This window comes from Methyloversatilis discipulorum, assembly GCF_000527135.1.
Lineage (GTDB): Bacteria > Pseudomonadota > Gammaproteobacteria > Burkholderiales > Rhodocyclaceae > Methyloversatilis > Methyloversatilis discipulorum.
The window spans coordinates 1,768,845-1,786,725 of the sequence record NZ_AZUP01000001.1; the positions used below are offsets into that span (position 1 = coordinate 1,768,845).

Annotated in this window: 13 protein-coding genes; 11 read left to right on the forward strand and 2 right to left on the reverse strand. The window is 62.5% G+C overall.

The features are described 5' to 3' along the window. Positions 1–228 precede the first annotated feature (228 nt). Positions 229–1,278, reverse strand: a complete 1,050-nt coding sequence (locus tag METFAM1_RS0108245; RefSeq protein WP_019919132.1) for a nucleotidyl transferase AbiEii/AbiGii toxin family protein — start codon at positions 1,276–1,278, stop codon at positions 229–231. Continuing rightward, a complete protein-coding gene (locus METFAM1_RS20590) occupies positions 1,271–1,867 on the reverse strand; it encodes a DUF6088 family protein (protein ID WP_081627198.1) in 597 nt (198 codons plus the stop codon). The genes METFAM1_RS0108245 and METFAM1_RS20590 overlap by 8 nt, the downstream gene beginning before the upstream one ends. 781 nt (positions 1,868–2,648) lie before the next feature. On the opposite strand from METFAM1_RS20590, the gene METFAM1_RS20370 reads away from it, so the two are divergent. From METFAM1_RS20370 to METFAM1_RS0108300, 11 genes are all read left to right on the forward strand, one after another. Next, positions 2,649–3,977: a S1C family serine protease gene (locus METFAM1_RS20370; protein WP_157256683.1), complete on the forward strand. Its 1,329-nt coding sequence runs from the start codon at positions 2,649–2,651 to the stop codon at positions 3,975–3,977. Continuing rightward, positions 3,955–4,917, forward strand: a complete 963-nt coding sequence (locus tag METFAM1_RS0108255; RefSeq protein ID WP_157256684.1) for an FHA domain-containing protein — start codon at positions 3,955–3,957, stop codon at positions 4,915–4,917. The genes METFAM1_RS20370 and METFAM1_RS0108255 overlap by 23 nt, the downstream gene beginning before the upstream one ends. A 215-nt stretch (positions 4,918–5,132) precedes the next feature. Then, positions 5,133–9,158 (forward strand): hypothetical protein, encoded by a 4,026-nt coding sequence (locus METFAM1_RS0108260; RefSeq protein ID WP_024300577.1) that lies wholly within the window; start codon positions 5,133–5,135, stop codon positions 9,156–9,158. Positions 9,159–9,225: 67 nt separating this feature from the next. Continuing rightward, positions 9,226–10,878 carry an amidohydrolase family protein gene (locus METFAM1_RS0108265; protein ID WP_081627200.1) on the forward strand — a complete coding sequence of 551 codons (1,653 nt, stop codon included), beginning with the start codon at positions 9,226–9,228 and terminating at the stop codon, positions 10,876–10,878. Between the two features lie 184 nt (positions 10,879–11,062). Then, positions 11,063–11,467 (forward strand): hypothetical protein, encoded by a 405-nt coding sequence (locus METFAM1_RS0108270; protein ID WP_024300578.1) that lies wholly within the window; start codon positions 11,063–11,065, stop codon positions 11,465–11,467. Between the two features lie 175 nt (positions 11,468–11,642). Continuing rightward, positions 11,643–12,176 carry an HAD domain-containing protein gene (locus tag METFAM1_RS21025; protein WP_051102787.1) on the forward strand — a complete coding sequence of 178 codons (534 nt, stop codon included), beginning with the start codon at positions 11,643–11,645 and terminating at the stop codon, positions 12,174–12,176. Between the two features lie 112 nt (positions 12,177–12,288). Beyond that, positions 12,289–12,762, forward strand: a complete 474-nt coding sequence (locus METFAM1_RS20605) for an antitoxin Xre-like helix-turn-helix domain-containing protein (RefSeq protein WP_232419688.1) — start codon at positions 12,289–12,291, stop codon at positions 12,760–12,762. A 166-nt stretch (positions 12,763–12,928) separates the two neighbouring features. Continuing rightward, positions 12,929–14,119 carry a hypothetical protein gene (locus METFAM1_RS21175; protein WP_232419690.1) on the forward strand — a complete coding sequence of 397 codons (1,191 nt, stop codon included), beginning with the start codon at positions 12,929–12,931 and terminating at the stop codon, positions 14,117–14,119. Between the two features lie 499 nt (positions 14,120–14,618). Beyond that, complete coding sequence (locus tag METFAM1_RS0108290; protein ID WP_019919142.1) at positions 14,619–15,941, forward strand: diguanylate cyclase domain-containing protein; 1,323 nt, start codon at positions 14,619–14,621, stop codon at positions 15,939–15,941. Between the two features lie 87 nt (positions 15,942–16,028). Further along, on the forward strand, positions 16,029–17,162 hold the full coding sequence (locus tag METFAM1_RS0108295) for an alpha/beta hydrolase family protein (RefSeq protein WP_019919143.1): 1,134 nt from the start codon (positions 16,029–16,031) through the stop codon (positions 17,160–17,162). Between the two features lie 178 nt (positions 17,163–17,340). Then, positions 17,341–17,850 carry a sigma-70 family RNA polymerase sigma factor gene (locus METFAM1_RS0108300; RefSeq protein ID WP_019919144.1) on the forward strand — a complete coding sequence of 170 codons (510 nt, stop codon included), beginning with the start codon at positions 17,341–17,343 and terminating at the stop codon, positions 17,848–17,850. Positions 17,851–17,881: the final 31 nt, after the last annotated feature.

The window sequence follows — 17,881 nt, forward strand, 5'->3', positions numbered from 1 at the left end:
GCCATGGCTCAAAGCCAGTTGAGTTGCCCTGCGTTCTGCTCGATCTGTTGAAACAGTTTCTGGGCTGCGAACCGGGCAACAGCGTCTTGCGCCGGAGCGAGTACTAATAGCCCATGTTTCATCTAACTGCACGCGTTGCTTGGCACGACTCCCGTTGGAACGGCACCGTCTGTCGTCTTCCCTCCTGCAGTCAGTAGCTCTGTTCGAGTTTCTTGCCTGTGTGGCCAGCTATTCCAGTTCCTTGCGGGGCCACCCAAGCATGGCCCGCCGATTGGCCTCGTCCTGGATGATGCGGCACTGTTCGATGATGTCTGCAAAGCTCAGCTGATTCAGCGGCAGCAGACCATCCTCCAGCATCGCGGCGTAATCCTTTTCGAGCGCCACGAGCGATTCACCTGCCGGAATCAGTTGCAACTGACCACGGACAGCGGCGAAGTAATCGATCTTGTTGCCGGTCGCATCTTTCTCAATGAAGAACACCGATTTGTGTTCTGCAACGGCCTGAGCCAGCGCCTGGTCTGCGCAAGCTGCAGCAAAGTATGGCGTTTTTGCGATAGCCACCAAGTCGTACCAGTGACGTGAATAGCGCTCACCGCGCAAACGCCCCTGCAGACAATACACATGAGCAGCGGTGGCCTTTTCCCAGAAAGTGCGCTCTGCCGCCATCACCAAGGGCTGGGCAACAGGGAAAGCGACCTCCTCGATTTCTGGCGCAATATCGCAAGCCACCGACTGCACATGGTGCGGCTCGCCCGTGGCGCGGGCACCGAACTCCAGCAGAATCGTGGGCGCTGAATATCCGGTTCCCGTTCTGACCGCCGGATAGGCCAGGATCAGCTTGTCCTTATCTTTGCCGGCCAGCGCCAAGCTCGCGCCCAGCCCAGATTTCTGCAAGGCCGCCGCGATGACCGGCATGACCGTCGCTTCGATCCAGTCCGGCAGGCGGTGGCGAACCGCGCTGCTGATCTTTTTCTCTTGGCTGGCCGAATCAGGTATAGGGTTGCCTTGTTTCAACAGGTCGGCGGCCAGTTCGCGGATGTCATAGGTAAGGTCCACGTCCTCGGAGAACCGGTCAATGATGCGATAGACCTTTGACAGCGAGGTGCCGCCCTTGAAAGTGAGTTTACTGGCCAAGTCGGACTCGTAGATGGCAGAAAGCACCCAGACCACCCAGATGTCCTTTTCGAGCAGGTGTGCAGGCCGCCCGGTACGGGCGGCAGCGAACTCCAAGGTTTCAACCTGATCGTCCCGACTGAGCGAAAACCAGGACTCAGCCATGTGCGATTGCCTCGCTGACCACTTTAGCCATCCAGCTCGGCAATGCGGCCCGCGCGCCAAGCACGGCCTCCCATTCGGACTCGGACAATTTAGAGCGAAGTTGCTTCAATGCCGCCGGTGCGGCTTCCGGCCCCAGCCATGACAGCGCACGAATCACTTTGCCCGCAGGGCGCTTGCCCAACAAAAGTTGCCAGCGGTTACCGTGCTTTAGCTCCACGCGCCGGCCACCCAGATGCAGGGTGCGGGATGCGCCGGATGTTAGAAAAACCTCACGGGTCGGAACCTGCGTAGTCAGACCCAGCACATTGGCTTCAGCAGCACCATGAGCCACCACAATTTCGCCGCTACGAGCCTCAATGGCTTGCACTAGTGATTCGGTAGACGGCGGACGGGGGCCAAATCGTCCCCGATGAGGCGCGACATAGGCGCCACGACTGACGCGGAGCAATCTTCCTTCCTGAGCCAAGCGGGACAAGGTTTTGTCGATTGCAGCCCGCGACCCCAGATGCAGGAACTCCTTGGGCGACAGCAAACCGCCCTCGGGCATCGCCTGGGCAGCAGACACGATGTGCTCAGCAAGACGACTCATGGTCAAGACTCCTTTGTCAGAAATATAAAGTAGTTTCTGACAACCCGCAATTTGCTATGGCAGGTCGAGCCAATGGTCGCAGCTAGCCCCGAAGTCCACAGTCGATGGAAGATCTGCTTACTGCAGCCCTAACGTGGAGGGAGAACGAATCGCCTGGATTTTCGAGAGCAGCTTTCACACCCCGGCGGCACTTCTGAAAATATCGAATTCCAGAGACACGCCCCCGCCTTAGGGCGATCGCTCGGCCGAAGTGCCAACGAAAGCGCCTCGAGCCATCTGCCCCGATGTGGCGGAGGAACAAACGCCCTCCTGTTAGAAACACGGTTTCAGAAAGGGGGCGAACCGCGTGTCGAGTCTTCAAATCGCCTCATGTTCTCGCGAAGGCGACGTTTGACCCGCGAGCGAAACGATTCGTCAACGGATCGGACCTGTTCGTCGTCTGGCGGCAATGGGATGCCGACCTCTACCGAGACACCGCGGACCAGGGATTGAGCACGTCGCGCCAGTTCGGCAGTGATGGGCTCCAATCGTTCAGGGTGCAAAACGATGTCCAGATCGAGAGTATCCAGAAGTCCTCTCGACTGCTCTGTCGAGTGCTCTGATGAGTGCCTACGCCGGCTAAGACGTATTCAGCTACATCCAAATTTTCCACACCCCAAGGAGCCGTCACGAATCAACCGACCATCCATTCCGGGTAGAGTTCGAACAGCGTTGCATTCTTGAACACCGAGATCATCAAGAGAACCTGGGACGATTCAACCCCGCAATGGGAGTGAACTGTATGAGCAAACGGCCTCAACAAATTCGTAGCTATCGCGACTTTTTCGTTGCGGTGGTCTTCGTATTGGTCGTTAGGCCCGGTGTCGTCGAGGCGACGCCGACGCGCGCATTCGAGGCGGTCGCGCCGGCGCTGCTGTCCTTGCGCACACACGCGCCCGGAAACGACAAAGCCCTGTCACAGGGCAGTGCCTTCCTCGTTGACGCCGATGGCCGGGCGGTCACCGCGTTCCACGTCGTGAAGGACACTGTCGAACAACCGGCGGAGCGCCTGCTGCGCTATCGCACCATGGACGGTGAAGAAGGCACAGCCTCGGTGCTGGCGGTGGATCTGATCAACGACGTTGCGATCATCGCGACTGATCTCAAAGGCCGCTCACACCTCAGACTGCCCGAGGGCGACGTTCGCCTGCCTCGCCCTGGCGACACGCTTTACGCCTTCGGCGACCCTCTCGGACTCGGCATGTACATGACCGCGGGCTCCTACGGCGGCCCGTCCGCTGGTTCCGGACGCGGCCGACTGCGTTACGGTGGCGCGCTCAATCCGGGAATGAGTGGTGGCCCCACCGTGAGCGCTGATGGCGCTCTGGTCGGCGTGAATGTATCGAAGGTTCTGTTCAGCGAAGCGATCGGATTCCTGAGCGGCATCGAAGGGGTCAACCGCATATACCGCGAAGCGCTCGCAGCGCCGGCCGGCGCCGGGCAGACGGATCTGCGCGCGGTCGTGGCCCACCGCGTCAAGGACCACCTCGACGCCTTCTCGGCGCAGATCACCCCGCCGTGGAAGCCGGTGCAACTGGGTACGTATCACTTCCACGTGCCATCCAGCGACAACTGGATCTGCAGCGCACGGGCAAAGGACATCAAGCCGGACAGCCGTTACGACCGGCGGGGGATTGGATGCCGTTTCGTGGCCGGCATCGAAGAACTCGACGGACGCGCTCTCACGCGGGTTGGCATCAGCGCCACCTACCTGGCTGCCATACGCCTGCATCCGATGCATCTTGCGTCGATCGTACGCACCGAAGTCCGCGAGGCACGTGGCTGGTACGACACTCGCAAGGTTGTCGGACAGCGCTGCGAAGACCGCACGCTCAAGGGCGCGGAGTCTGCGTTCCCGCTTCGTCTGATCTGGTGTGCATCACCGATGCGCAATACTACGGACCGGTACAACTTCACCATTACCGCAGTCACGCAGGACGACGATGACAAAGCCCTCATCGTCGCATTCGATGTTGAAGGCGTGAGCTGGCAGCACGGCATGACCATGACCGAGCGGCTGATCAAGGGCATGAACAAGGCGGAAACCCATGCTGTCGCTCGTTCTCACTGACTCCCAAAGGCCGGATGCTCCGCTGCGGCGCGTCGGCATCGACACACTGCCAGTTACTTTGGGCGGTAGCCCCGACTGCGACATCGCTCTGGACGATCCGGCGCTATCCGACTGGTCTGGCACACTGAGGCGCGCGAAAGACGGGCGGCTTTGGCTGAGGGGCAATACCGCCATGCTGCGCGCGGGGGAAAACCAACCCATGTGCAGTGAGCTCGAGATCAGGCCCGGGGTGGCGCTGGAGCTTGGCCGCCTCCGCCTGCTGCTTGAATCGATCGGGCCAGCGACGGCCAGGCCGGAATCGTCCATCGGACGTGGGCACTTTCTGCGCGCGCCATTGGCCATGCTCGCGATCCTGTCTGCCGTCTTCCTCGAAATCTGGATGAATGCACACGGGCCGCGTCCGTTCGACAAGATCCTGTCGAACCTGGTGGTGACAGGCGCGCTGATCGGCATCCTGCTGCTTGTGGCGTTGTGCATCGACAAGCTCATCGGACGCGCCTTCGACGCAAGTGCCACCCTGATACGCCTGAGCGCGGTTTTTGTGCTGATCGTCGGCGGCGAAGCCGGCTATTCGATGGCCAGTTTTGCTCTTGGTCTTCCTCCTCTCAACCTGAATGACGCTGCGACCATCTCGCTCTGGTCGCTCGGCCTGGGCCTCGCGCTGCTGTCGCCTTCGTTCAGCCTACTGCGCCGCTGGCGCCGCTCGCACAACCTGGCCCCTTTTCTGACCATTGCCCTGCTTCTCTCGGGCAGCGGTACGGTCATGGCCCTGCACGACGCCGACGACACTCGTCAGACCTCGATAGGGCAAACTTTTCCACCGTCCTTCCGGCTGATCGGCATCGAGGATGCAAGCGAGGTTCTGGCTGAGCTGCAAGGCATGCACGAATCGCTGGAAAAGATGCGGCGCGATGCGCCGCCGGTGCAGGCAGAGGATTGAACTTCCAACCGAGCACGGAGCCAAGCGGCGCTCTCGCCGCAGCACGCTGCTCGTGTTGAACGAGTTGCCGGCGAACAGACGGAAGGTCGCCGCGGAGTCGCTGCAAAAGACCACTGAAGAAATGGATTTCTCGGTCCAGCCGAATCACGCATAGCGCATCCCGTAAGATTCCAACGCGATACCAAGGCGTACCTGCGACGAAAGCCATAACCGAAATGACCGATCGCCCGCCTTTCCGCTACTACGGCGACAACACCCTGCTCGCTTTCGTGCGACGGCTGCTGATCGCCTTCCTTCCCGCTGCGCTCGTCGTTTATGACCTGAACCTCGTGCTCGGTCTGTTTCAGAGCGATGGTGGCTGGCTGGCCGATGCATACGGTGCCGTGCGTGGCATCAAGCTTTTCGAGACAGTTCTGCCGGAACGCTTGAATAGCCCTGGCGGGTTGATCGCGGCGACCCTGCCGCTTGGGCTTCTGATCCACCGGAAGCTTGCCCGCAGGATCGATGCCTGGTTGTTCGCGCCCTTTGACCTGCAGGTCATGGAGCCGATACGCCGCGCGACCGGAATTCTGACATGGGTGCCGTCGCCCGAGGCAAAACGCATCTACGACGAACTGCTCGCCTGGACAAGAGACGATAGTCGCTTGCAGGCGCTGCCGTTGCACTGGCTGCTGTCCGAGCCCGATCATGGCCTAGATCCGGAAAATGCTCCGTTCGAGCCCTTTGCCGTCGCCGCGCTGCTGGGGCCAAACGGTTGTGGCAAGTCGCAACTCGTGCGGGAGTTGGCGCGTGCACTGTCGCAACGAGGCACGCTGGGCGATCCGCCCGACGGATGCGGCTTTCCGGAGAGAGTACGGCGCCTGCGGGCTGCACTGCGCTATTGGTGGCATCGCGTCAATCCGGGACGAGCCGAAACAAGCGACCCTTGGGACGCCGGCATGCTGCGAAGCGACATCGCGGCCCTCAGCGCCTTGAAAAACTGGAGGCCGCGCGCCCCCTCGCTGCTGGTGCTGGACGATCCCGGGCATGGGGTGTGCGGCAAGGTGGTCGATGCCCTTGTGTCCACGCGCAACCACTTCGCCTTCCCGGTTCGCCTGATCGTTGTCGATCAGTTCATTCCGGCCGATCTGCCGGTGTCGCCGCCGGCGCCGCCGCTCGTAACGGATTGGTGCTACGGCCAGAAGGTGGCGCACCGAAAGCCCTTCACCTTGTTCAGGCTGCCCGAAGCCCGTTTCGACCAAGCGCAGTTCCGCCAGGCCTCTGCCGAATTCTGGCGGCCGGTGCCTTCGCGTGGACTAGTTGGCCGCATGCTGCTTGAAAAAACGCGCAGTACCGATATTCGCGCCCTCTACAAGCGGGAAGACCTCCAGCGCCTGATCGATGCGTACGACGGCGCGCCTCTGCTGCTCGCCCTCGCGGTGTTGTGGTTGGACCGCAATCCTTCGCGCAGCGTCGCCGACCTGCTGGAGACCGAACCTACGGAGGCAGAGCGCAAGCTGTTCGAGCACTTCAGCGACGCCCAATCGACAGACGGTACGCGCGTGTTTCGGCTCATCTGGCACCGAGTGAAGGAGTTGTACGACTCCCACCACGACTTCCACGACAAGCTGCCGTATGCGGTGGCCGCGGCAACCTTGGCTGGCGGTCTGGCGACGACGGAAGCCAACACGAAGTTCACTCTGCAGATTTCGCGGGATCTTCCACGCTTCGGCGACTGGAACGACAATCATCGGATCGCCCCGGTCAGTCCGCGCCCGCTCGGCAAGTACTACGCGCAACTGGTTCGAGACACGGATTTCCGCGACAACCCGGGCGCATTCATGGAAACGATCGTGGCGGCAGCGCTGCAGACCGCCCCAGGTCAAACCCTGAAGTGGCTCGTCCGCGCCAAATGGCTGGGCGAAGAGCGCACCAGCTGGGTAGATAGTCGTCGCGCAGACGATCCCGACTGGGCGTTCGTCCGCTGGCAGGCCTACGCAAGCGCCGCGCTCGATCACATGCCGGACATGCTGCCCCGTGCCGCACAGGCCCTTGCCGGCCTTGCCGACGCGCAACTGGACACGGCGCTGCAGACGCTCGAAAGACTTGAACATTCCGTCGCGGGTGCTGATCCCTCGTCGCTGGGCGAATTGCGCTTCGGCATCGGCACCCGCAGGCTGCTGGCGTCGGACCACGCAGTTGAGCACGAAGTGGAGTGGTTGGCGCGCTGGGTCGAGTTCTCGCCTGACGTGAATGATGACTCACCTGCCGCCTGGATCACCCGTTGGGCGGATGCGCTGGCACAGATACTCGCGCGCCGCGACAATTCGGATCAACTGCTCCGGACGTTCTACCCCTCGCTGCGCAACTTTCGTGGCCGGCAGGTCCGGCGCAGCCTTGCGCGCGCTTTGGCAAGCGAACCCGGAGTAGGATGCAACGACGGCACCTTGCACTGCTGGGCAGCACTGCTCGAGGTGCAAGATGAGGCGACGCCGATCACAGACACTGCGCCCGCAGTGCACTACCCGGTCTTGCCTGCGCCACCGGCCTGGAGCGGGAGCGAAATTGAGCTCTGGTCGGTCATGGTGCTCAATGCGGATATCCGACGACAAGTTTCCTATAGCGGTGCGAAGTGCTCGATCGATGTGCTGAAGGATGAGGTTCGGCAAATCGAGCGCATCGTCCAGCCCTTCGCTCACGATCCGCTCAAGTGGCACCGCCTGCATTACGAGTGGGCGGAAGCCTGGCGACAGCTCGCCTATGCGCTGTCACAGGAAGCAGATCAGTCCAACGCCTGCCGCCACGCCGTAGAAACGGTCGAGCGCATCGTCCAGCCCTTCGCTCACGATCCGCTCAAGTGGCACCGCCTGCATGCGCAGTGGGCGGGAGCCTGGCAACACCTCGCCTATGCGCTATGCAACGAACCCGGTCAGTCCGACGCCTGCCGCCACGCCGTAGAAACGGTCGAGCGCATCGTCCGGCCCTTCGCTCACGATCCGCTCAAGTGGCACCGCCTGCATTACGAGTGGGCGGAAGCCTGGCGACAGCTCGCCTATGCGCTGTCACAGGAAGCAGATCAGTCCAACGCCTGCCGCCACGCCGTAGAAACGGTCGAGCGCATCGTACAGCCCTTCGCTCACGATCCGCTCAAGTGGCACGGCCTGCATGAGGCGTGGGCGACCGCCTGGCGATATTTCGCTCATGCGCTGGCCGGCGAACCGGGCAGGCATGACGCCTGCCGCGATGCTGTGAATAAGGTCGAGCGCATCGTCCAGCCCTTTGCCCACGATCCGCTTAAGTGGCACAGCCTGCATCACAAATGGGCGTCCGCTTGGCGAGAACTCGCCCGTGCGCTGAGCAATAAATCGGGAGAGTCCGAAGCCTGCCGCAATGCGGTGAATAAGGTCGAGCGCATGGTCCAGCCCTTCGCTCACGATCCGCTCAAGTGGAATCGCCTGCAGTTGGAGTGGGCCAAAGCCTGGCGAGATCTCGCCCATGCGCTGTGCCAGGAACCCGGTAAGTCCGACGCCTGCCGCGATGCCGTGAATACGGTGGAGCGCATCGTCCAGCCCTTCACTGACGACCCGCTCAATTGGCACAGCCTGCATCAGGTACGGGCAGCCACTTGGGGATGCCTCGCCCATGCGCTGTGCCAGGAACCCGGTAAGTTCGACGCCTGCCGCGATGCGGTGGATACAGTCGAGCGCATCGTCCAGCCGTTCACTAACGATCCGCTCAAGTGGCACAGCATTCACGCTGACTGGGCAGCCGCCTGGGGATATCTCGTCCATTCGCTGGGCCAGGAACCTGGTAAATCCGACGCCTGCCGCGATGCGGTGAATACGGTCGAGCGGATTGTCCAGCCCTTTGCCCACGATCCGCTCAAGTGGCACGAACTGCATCAGAAACGTGCCGCTGCCTGGCGACACCTCGCCTATGCGCTGTGCCAGGGACCCGCCAAGCTTAACGTCTGCCGCGATGCGGTGAATACGGTCGAGCGGATTGTCCAGCCCTTTGCCCACGATCCGCTGAAGTGGCACAGCCTGCATTATGAGTGGGCGGCCGCATGGGGGATACTCGCCTATTCGCTGAGTCAGGAATCCGGCAACTCCGACGCGTGCCGCGATGCGGTGGACAGGGTCGAGCGCATCGTCCAGCCTTTCAATAACGACCCCGTGACATGGCACGCGCTGCACGCGTTTCGCGACGCTGCGCGCAGCTTAATTCGGGAATCACTGATCCGCGCACGGCCCTGCGATTAAGTTTGGGCCGGCTGATCTATGCAGGTCGACGGCAGCCGAAACGACGAGAATTGAGGCGACGGACAGCATGAACACTTCGCGTCGACAAGCATTGAAAGCACTGGGCAGCACAACGGCGTTGGCGCTGGCCGGCTGCTGCGGGCCGGCGGCGCGGACCTTGCCCGACCTCACCGGGCGCGCCTCGACACGGGATAACGTGCCCTTCCTGCTGCGGCCTGAGCTGGCCAGAGCCCGCACAACGGTCCTGCCCTGTCTCGACGTTCATGCGCATTTTTTCAATGCGCGGGACGTACCGGTGCGCGCATTCCTGCAGAAGTCGGTCGGGCACGACATGCCCAGCTACATCCAGTTGCTGCTGGCAGTGCTGGCACCGGCTATCGAGGCAGCCGCGCAGGACATGGCGCCATCGGCGGCCGAGGAGTGGCGCGACCTGCAGGAAATGAGGCTGCGCTTCGCCGGCATGGCGCCCGCTGAGGCCACCGCACGGCTGGATGCGGAGGCATCTGACCGCGCAGAAGAAGTGGGCAAGGCACTCTATCGCGAAACCAGACGTCGCGCGCCGGAGGCCATCGCGCTGTTCGATTCGCTGGCGCGCGAGGCGGAACGCAGCGGGCGAAGGACAGGCGTGGGTATCGACCGCTTCAGCGAAGCAACGCTCACCCGGGTGATCCGGGAGTCGCCCGAGCCCACAGATCCAGGTGCGCTCGACGACCGGGTGGAGGCGAGGGCACGCATGCGCGCTTTGTCACTGCGCAGCGTGATCGAGTTTGCCGGCTTCATGACCTCGCCCCGTTACCAGAACCTGAGTGCCTATATGCGGGTATATGGCGCACACAACGGTGGGGTGCAGCTTGCGGGTTGCTATGCGGCGCTGGTCGATTTCAATTACTGGCTGGACTGCCCGGACGTGTCGACGCATGTGCACGACCAGATCATTCTGCACGCGGAGCTGAGCCGCCTGTCGGGCGGCTTCATGCAGCCGCTGGCGCCCTACAACCCCTGGGTGGATATCAAGGAGGACGGTGCATCGCTTGCGCTGGTGCGCACCGCCGTGAAGCATCACGGCTTCGTCGGCGCCAAGCTCTACCCACCGATGGGCTTTCTGCCTTACGGCAACGCCGCCGGGCCGCTCGATTCGACCGAGCGCCGGCCCGATCTGCAGGAACTCGACCGGAATCTGCTGAGATTCTTCGAAACCTGCGTGGACGAAGGCATTCCGGTGATGGCGCATGCCAATCGCTCCATGGGCCGCGACGCCGCGCACGACGATCTTCCCGGCCCCGACGGCTGGAAGAGCTTGCGTGACGCGCTGGCCGCAAGACCCGGCGCCTCGCGGTCTGCTTCGTTGCGCGTGAACGCCGGCCATTTTGCGGGCGAAACGGGCATCGCATGGGCGCGCGACTTCGTCGATCTGGCCGAGCAGTGCGATGGCACGCTCGACCTGTATGGCGACACCGGATACTGGGACGGACTGCTGCAGGGTGGTGCGGCCGCCGAGCGGCTGGTAGCGCTGCTGTCGGCGAAGTCGCCCGCTCCCTGCCGCATGGCCGACAAGCTCATGTTCGGCACTGACTGGCTCATGCTCAGCCAGGTACCGGGCTGGAAGGACTATCTCGGCGCGGTAGAACGGGCACTCGACGGCCTGGATGACGACGCGGCCAGGCAGGCGTTTCTAAGTGGCAATGCCCGCCGGTTCTTCAGCCGGGAACACGGAGTATAGAGACTGCTTCACTTAGCGAAGAATAACGCCTGCCTCTCGCCCTCTCCAGGGCCGACAAGCCGGCTTGATTCACGACTCTTGCCTAGATTCGCGGCCAGTGCAAACCGACTGTAAAATCCGTCCGAGGGAAATGGAGGCGCGCTAGGATTCTGCCAATCAAGCTTTTCGTGTCAGGGGAGCTACGATGCACCATATGGCAAATAACGCATTCGCATCGATCCGCGACTTCGAAGACCTCCTGGACTACCTACGAGACAGGGAGGCAGGCTCGGCGGTGCTGTCTTCGACTCGATTCTGCGAGATCCTGGGCATTGATACCGAGTTGCTCGCCGACTTGGCCAAAGTTCCTGGCAGCGCCGCAGGTCCGGTGTCAGCTTGGGAGGGCGCGCAGTGCTTCATACGTGGCACCCTGCGTGTGTTGCACGCTGCCAGCGACCTGAACGGCGACATCGAGCGGACGGTCTTCTGGTTCCGCAATGAGCCTTTGGTGCCATTCGGTCAAGAGACTGCTGAGCGTCTTGTGGCGAAAGGACGTGTTGACGACGTTATCAGGTATGTAATGTCACTCGACGCCGGCGTTGTAGGGTGAATTGGATTCAGCCGACGAGCTCGCCGACCTGCTTTGCTCCCTCGGGCCACGATTTCGGCCGGTAGCCTCCGTTTGGTCGACCCCAACAGACGCGCGCTGCACCGGCACTCCATCAAGCCGCAATCCTCCACCGTCCGCCACGCGGCCTTGGCCCTGACGCATACTCTCCATCGAAATGGCGAATGGGGAGTGCATAACAGTGGTCACTAGTATTAGGCAGCGAGAACCAAAGCTCCCTACGCTGTTTCTTGACTTTGACGGAGTACTACACCCCGACGAAGTCTTTCGAGTCGGCGAGCGCATCGTTCTGCGTATGGACGGTTTCAGTTTGTTTGAGTGGTCGGAAGTCCTTGACGAGCTTATTGCGCCTTATCCCTCGCTGCAGATCGTTCTTTCCACCAGTTGGGTACGGATTCTTGGATTCGAAGTCGCTGGAGCGTACTTGCCAGAGTCACTACAGCGCCGGGTTGTCGGCGCCACATGGCATCAGACCGCGCCGCGCGGATGGGAAAGGCTTACGAGGTATGAGCAGATTCAGCTGAGCGTCGTTCGACACCGGCACGAGCGTTGGTTGGCAATCGATGACGATAGTCATGGCTGGTCGGATGAGCAACGCTCAAACTTGGTCCTTACCGACTCGCTACTTGGGCTTGGCGCGGCATCTGCGCAAGATGAGTTGCGAGATAAGCTCGCGCGTCTATGTCAGTGAGATCGACGATGCGGAGCAACGGCGGACGGCGCGAAGAGGGCTTCGCTCAAGGTACGGCAGGTCGGTTGGAAGCAGCCCGGGTACGGCGAGAAGTGTTTTGTTGGGAGAAAACATGATGGCGCGCAGTACGTCAGGTTCGATGACCAGACAGCAGGCGATCCGGCGTTTTCAGGAGCTGAATTCGGCGAGTTTGGGAGAGCGTGAAGCCGCCATTCGCCGAGGGGTTCCCGCCATGGAACTCGAAGAACTGGCTGCCTTGCTCGGCTTGCCTATTGTTAACCTGTCACGTGCTCTGGGCGTGCCTCCATCGACGCTCCGCCGCAAAGCTAAGAACAGGGACGCTCTGCCCGCGGATCAGGGCGAACGTGTGCTGGGCCTTCAGCGCATAGTTGGCCAGGTACAAAAGATGGTGGAAGAGTGCGGCGATCCTTCGAACTTTGATGCAGCAACTTGGACAGGCAACTGGCTCATGGCACCTCAGCCTGCGCTCGGCGGCAGACTGGCATTGGAGTTTCTCCGTACTTCCACAGGACTGCAGCTCTTGTCCGAATTGCTCTCGCACAACGTCACGGGCGCATATGCCTAGTTCCGGCGACAAACGCGACGCCCCCTTTGCCTGCAGGAACCTACCGACTACTTCGTTTCCATCGACACCTCCGTGAAGCCTAATTCTGAGGCAAGTGGGTGTCTAGAAAACTGGAGCGATTCAGGTGTGCCTTGCTGGCCGCAACCAAATATGACTGGAAACGGTGATGCAGAAGACCGAGAAGTCGGTTGACCGGGAGACGCTCTACAACGAAGTATGGACCGAGCCCGTGGTGGTGGTTGCCCCACGCTACGGCCTCTCTGATGTCGGACTCGCGAAAATATGCAGGTCACTCGCGATTCCGCTTCCCAGCCGGGGTTATTGGGCCAAGGTCAAAGCCGGAAGAATCATGCGACGGGTGCCGCTTCCCGAACTGAAAGTACCTTGGTCAGTGCCAACCAGGCTGGTCAAGCTGCCGACGGAACAACTGGCCGGAAGAGAGGCAACCCGCAAAAGGGCCACACGGGTGCGCAAAGAGACTGCCCTCGTGCCTCTACCTGAGGCCGCGTCGGCCCCACATCCTCTCGTCCTTGCCGCATCCCGGCGGCTGCGCAAACGCCACGGCTGGACAGAAAGCTCTCCGCTGCGTTCCGCCCCGAATGAAGTGCTGAATCTGTCGGTGACGAAAGGGGCGCTCGACCGGGCACTTGCCATTACAGATTCGCTGGTCAAAGTACTGGTCAAGCACGGATTCGCATTTGAAATCGATGTGGAGAATCGTGTAACCCGGATCAAGTGGCTTGAAACAGGCACGACGATGGAGTTTTCTTTGACTGAACACGTGCCGAGAACTCAGCACGTGGTCACGCCGGCCGAAGAGCGGGCGCAGAAGCGATACTGGAATCGCTCCCGACTAGACAGCTCGATGAGCTATCCGCAAATCCCGCGGTATGACTTCAGACCAACCGGGATCTTGACCATCCAGGTTGGTCGCTGGCCGTCCAAGTCATGGAAAGACACGCCAAAAACGCAGCTCGAACGGCGTTTGGGTGAAGTAGCCGGCGGCATTGTGACTCTGGCACAGGAGACCCACGCCAAAGAGCAGGAAGAAGAGCGCCGGAAGGCGGCGCATCGTCGCGCGGTAGACCAATACGAATTTCTGACTACGCGCCGTGCCAATGAGATACGGCGCTTTGAGCAACTCGAGACACAGGTGTCGAATTGGGAGCAGGCAGCGAGGTTGCGTGCGTATGCTGAGGTCGCGGAACAGCGTGCGAGAGCATTTGGGCAGATCACCGGAGAACTCGAGGATTGGCTGGCTTGGGTGCGCGCCAAGGCTGATTGGCTGGACCCGCTTGTGCTCGTCTCCGATTCCATTCTCGACGCACCTGAACCCAAGCGGCCACTTGGTTACTAGAAGTGGTCGCACCTAGATCAGCCTAACATATTGTTTTTACATGATAAATATTTTGGTCACGTTTTGCTTTATTTTCTACCGATAGGCCAAGATATGCTTTTCTCGATGTAAGGATCGGGCCGTAACTGCTTGAAAAGAGGACAACTTATGCCTTATCCGACGGTCAATTTTCGGGTAACGGCACACCGGGCCCTTTTTCCTGCCTGATCGCAGCGTGATCGGGACGCGTTGACGGGGTTCTTCTCCGCGACCGGCGTCAGACGTCTTCCCTCGCGCTACCCGTCCGGGACGGCCGCCCGGAACCCTTTCCGATGTGCACTTCGCATCATCCGGAGCGCTCGCGCGGTTGCGCCGTCCGGCCTTCCGGCCGAATATCCACCCTGTAGCGGATTATGCCGGCGGCGATGAAGCCAGCCGCCGACGCGCCGCACGCGCGTGCAGCCCGGTCAGAGTGCGGGCTTATTCCAGACCCTGGAACAGATATCGGAGAGCGCCCGGAATGCACGGCGAGCAACACAACCCCGACATTGACCTCGAGAGGACGGACGACGAGTCGCCGCTCATCCTTGTTGCCGACGACGATCCCATCATTCCGCTGATGGTGAACAAGGTGCTGTCCACGCGCGGCATGAGGATGCACGCCGTGGCCGACGGCCTCGCCGCGATCGAGGCATTCCGCCAGGCGCCACCCGATCTGGCACTGCTGGACGTGCACATGCCGGGTGCCGACGGCTACGAAACCTGCGCCCGCATGCGCGAACTGGGCGGCGAGGACACCTGCCCCATCATCATCATGACGGCGAGTGACGATGCCGCATCGGTGCAACGCGCCTTCGCAGTCGGCGCGAGCGACTTCCTGACAAAGCCGATCAGCTGGACCCTGCTGCCGCATCGCATCCGTTTCGTGCTGCGTGCCGCGGAGGCGGCGCGTCGGCTGCGCGAGTCGCTGCGTCGCTCGGAAATCCTGTTCGCCACCTCGGCCGAGGGCATCCTGATCGTCGACGTGGCAACCCGTCGCTGTGTCGACGCCAATCCAGCGCTGTGCGCCATGCTGGGCTACTCAAGAGACGAGATGCGCACGCTTGAGTGGCGCGATCTGCAGCCTCCGGAACTGTATCCCGCCAACGTGGAGCAGTTCGCGCGCTGCGCCGGCATCGAGAGCGGTCGTCTCGAAGGCGCGCTGATGCGCCGCAAGGACGGCGTGCTCTTCCATGCCGACATCACGCACAACCTGATCGATATCGATGACCGCCGCTGTCTGGCCGGCTTCTTCGTCGATGTCACCGAGAAACGACTGGCCGACGAAGCATTGATGCGTCGCGCCAGTCACGACGCGCTGACCGGTCTGCCCAACCGCGCGCTGCTGCTCGAACGTCTGGCGCAAGCGCTCAAGCAGGCGCAGCGGCGCATGGCGCGCGTCGGCCTGCTGTTCGTCGATCTCGATCGCTTCAAGGAGGTTAACGACGAACACGGGCATGCCGTCGGCGACCTGCTGCTGAAACAGGTGGCCGACCGGCTGCAGCATGAGCTGCGCGGCGAGGACACCGTTGCGCGTCTGGGCGGCGACGAATTCGTCGTGCTGATGCCGCTGCTGGACAACGAGCCGCAGCCCTGCACCCAGCTTGCTGCACGCATTGTCGGTGCGCTCGGCAGCGCGTTCGAGGTGAGTGGCCACACGCTGCACATTGGGGCCAGTATCGGCATCGCGCTCTACCCGGACGACGCCGACAACTCGGCCGCCCTGATCGACTGCGCCGACGAGGCGATGTACGACGCCAAGCGCGCCGGGCGCGGACAGTATCGCCGTTACCGTTCGTCCTGACTTCGTTCTGCGGCCGCAGCCGCGCTGTTGCATTGCAGCATGCGCGTGCGCATACTGAATCGTCATCGACATTCCCGGACGACCCTCATGCTCCTGCCCGGTCTGCGCCGCCTCGTCCTCCTCACGCTGGCCGTCGCTGTTCTTGTTCCTCGCATCGCGTTCGGCGAGGCGCCGCCGGTGCTCGAGCGGATCGAACGTACCGACTTCACGGTGTCCGGCCTGTCGTCCGGCGCCGCCATGGCGGTCCAGCTGGGCGTAGCGCATTCGTCGCGGGTACGCGGCATCGGCATCGTGTCGGGGCCGCCCTATCTGTGCGCCCAGGGCTTCGTTACGCGGGCCACCAATGACTGCCTGGTGCTCGGCCGCGACCGGCTGCGCGAGCTGTTCGGCCCCTTGTTCGGGCTGTCACTGTTCAGTTCCGGCGAACGCGACATCGACGTGGACGATCTGGTGAGCGATACGCGCAAGCTGGCGCGACAGCGGCGGATCGACCCGATCGACGGCATCGCCTCGCAGCAGATATGGGAGTACCGCGGCCAGGATGATCGGGTGGTCGGCGCCAAGGCATCAGCCGCCCAGCACACCTACTTCCGCGCCTTCGGTGCCGCGCCAAAACGGGGCGAGCCGCGCTCGACGCCACACACCATGCCGACCAGCGACCCGGCCCAGGGCAGCTGCGACACCCGTGACGAGGACTTTGTCAGCGGCTGCGATTTCGATGCCGCCGGCGAGCTGCTGCGCCATCTGCATCGTCAGCCCGACGCGCGGCCGAATGCCGGCAACGGCCGCTGGTACGTGCTCAAGCAGGCCGACTTCGTACCGGCCGGCCCGGGCGATGCGCAGACCCGGCGTCGCGCGCTGGGCCTCGCGGAGGAGGCACGCGTCTATGTGCCCCAGCGCTGCGGCAGCGAAAGCTGCCAGATCCACGTCGCACTGCACGGCTGCAAGCAAGGCATGAGTGACGCGTCCTACCGCGCCTTCACCGAGGGCGCCGGCTACGTGCGCTGGGCCGGTCCGTTGAAGCTGGTGCTGCTGTTCCCGCGCGTCGGCGCGATCGAACCGTTCGAGCGCGGACTGTGGGACAGCGTCGGCAACCCGATGGGCTGCTGGGACTGGTGGGGCTACACCGCGCCGGGCGACCTCTACGGCTACGCGACGCGGGAAGCGCCGCAGATGCGCACCCTCATCAACATGGTCGATCACCTCGGTCGGCGGCAATAGGCGGACCATGGGCGGATCGCCCGGCGCGCAGCCGGGCTGGCGTGGTCGGGCATAGGGTCGGGAAGATGTCCCTTTTCGCACAGGCCCACAACCGGGACATTTGGCCGCCAGCAACTGCCTGACGGCACGGTGAGACCGGGTTCGTCAGGCGCTTTCCGACACTGCCCCCCGCCTTGCCATGCAGAAGACTGCCGACGACACCGGGTTCACGTCCTTCTATCTGGATCACCAGCCCTGGCTGATAGGCTGGCTGGCACGTCGCATGAACTCGCGCATCGATGCCGCCGACCTCGCCCAGGACACCTTCGTCAGCGTATGGACAACTACGCCGTCACATCCGCTGGAGCGCATCGTCGAGCCGCGCGCTTACCTGGCCACCATTGCCCGTCGCATCCTCATCAACCTCCGGCGCCGTCAGTCGCTCGAGAAGGCCTATGTCGAAGCGCTGGCTCACTTGCCCGAAGCCTTTGCCATCAGCCCTGAGGAACGGACTGTGCTACTGCAGACGCTGCAGCAGATCGACGACCTGCTGGCGCGTCTACCCGGCCGCGTACGCGAGGCCTTCCTGCTGTCGCAACTCGAGGGCCTGACCTATGCCGACATTGCCGCCCGCTTCGGCAGCAGCGAACGCACCATCAAGCGCTACATGGCCCAGGCGATGATCCACTGCCTCGAACACATCGATTGATGCGATGGCGCCCTACCCTACTCCAATCGAG

Bases quoted from the DNA above. Each gene is read 5' to 3' on its own strand.
- METFAM1_RS0108245 (WP_019919132.1), bottom strand. From the start codon at position 1,278: ATGGCTGAGTCCTGGTTTTCGCTCAGTCGGGACGATCAGGTTGAAACC.
- METFAM1_RS20590 (WP_081627198.1), bottom strand. From the start codon at position 1,867: ATGAGTCGTCTTGCTGAGCACATCGTGTCTGCTGCCCAGGCGATGCCC.
- METFAM1_RS20370 (WP_157256683.1), top strand. From the start codon at position 2,649: ATGAGCAAACGGCCTCAACAAATTCGTAGCTATCGCGACTTTTTCGTT.
- METFAM1_RS0108255 (WP_157256684.1), top strand. From the start codon at position 3,955: ATGCTGTCGCTCGTTCTCACTGACTCCCAAAGGCCGGATGCTCCGCTG.
- METFAM1_RS0108260 (WP_024300577.1), top strand. From the start codon at position 5,133: ATGACCGATCGCCCGCCTTTCCGCTACTACGGCGACAACACCCTGCTC.
- METFAM1_RS0108265 (WP_081627200.1), top strand. From the start codon at position 9,226: ATGAACACTTCGCGTCGACAAGCATTGAAAGCACTGGGCAGCACAACG.
- METFAM1_RS0108270 (WP_024300578.1), top strand. From the start codon at position 11,063: ATGCACCATATGGCAAATAACGCATTCGCATCGATCCGCGACTTCGAA.
- METFAM1_RS21025 (WP_051102787.1), top strand. From the start codon at position 11,643: ATGGCGAATGGGGAGTGCATAACAGTGGTCACTAGTATTAGGCAGCGA.
- METFAM1_RS20605 (WP_232419688.1), top strand. From the start codon at position 12,289: ATGATGGCGCGCAGTACGTCAGGTTCGATGACCAGACAGCAGGCGATC.
- METFAM1_RS21175 (WP_232419690.1), top strand. From the start codon at position 12,929: ATGCAGAAGACCGAGAAGTCGGTTGACCGGGAGACGCTCTACAACGAA.
- METFAM1_RS0108290 (WP_019919142.1), top strand. From the start codon at position 14,619: ATGCACGGCGAGCAACACAACCCCGACATTGACCTCGAGAGGACGGAC.
- METFAM1_RS0108295 (WP_019919143.1), top strand. From the start codon at position 16,029: ATGCTCCTGCCCGGTCTGCGCCGCCTCGTCCTCCTCACGCTGGCCGTC.
- METFAM1_RS0108300 (WP_019919144.1), top strand. From the start codon at position 17,341: ATGCAGAAGACTGCCGACGACACCGGGTTCACGTCCTTCTATCTGGAT.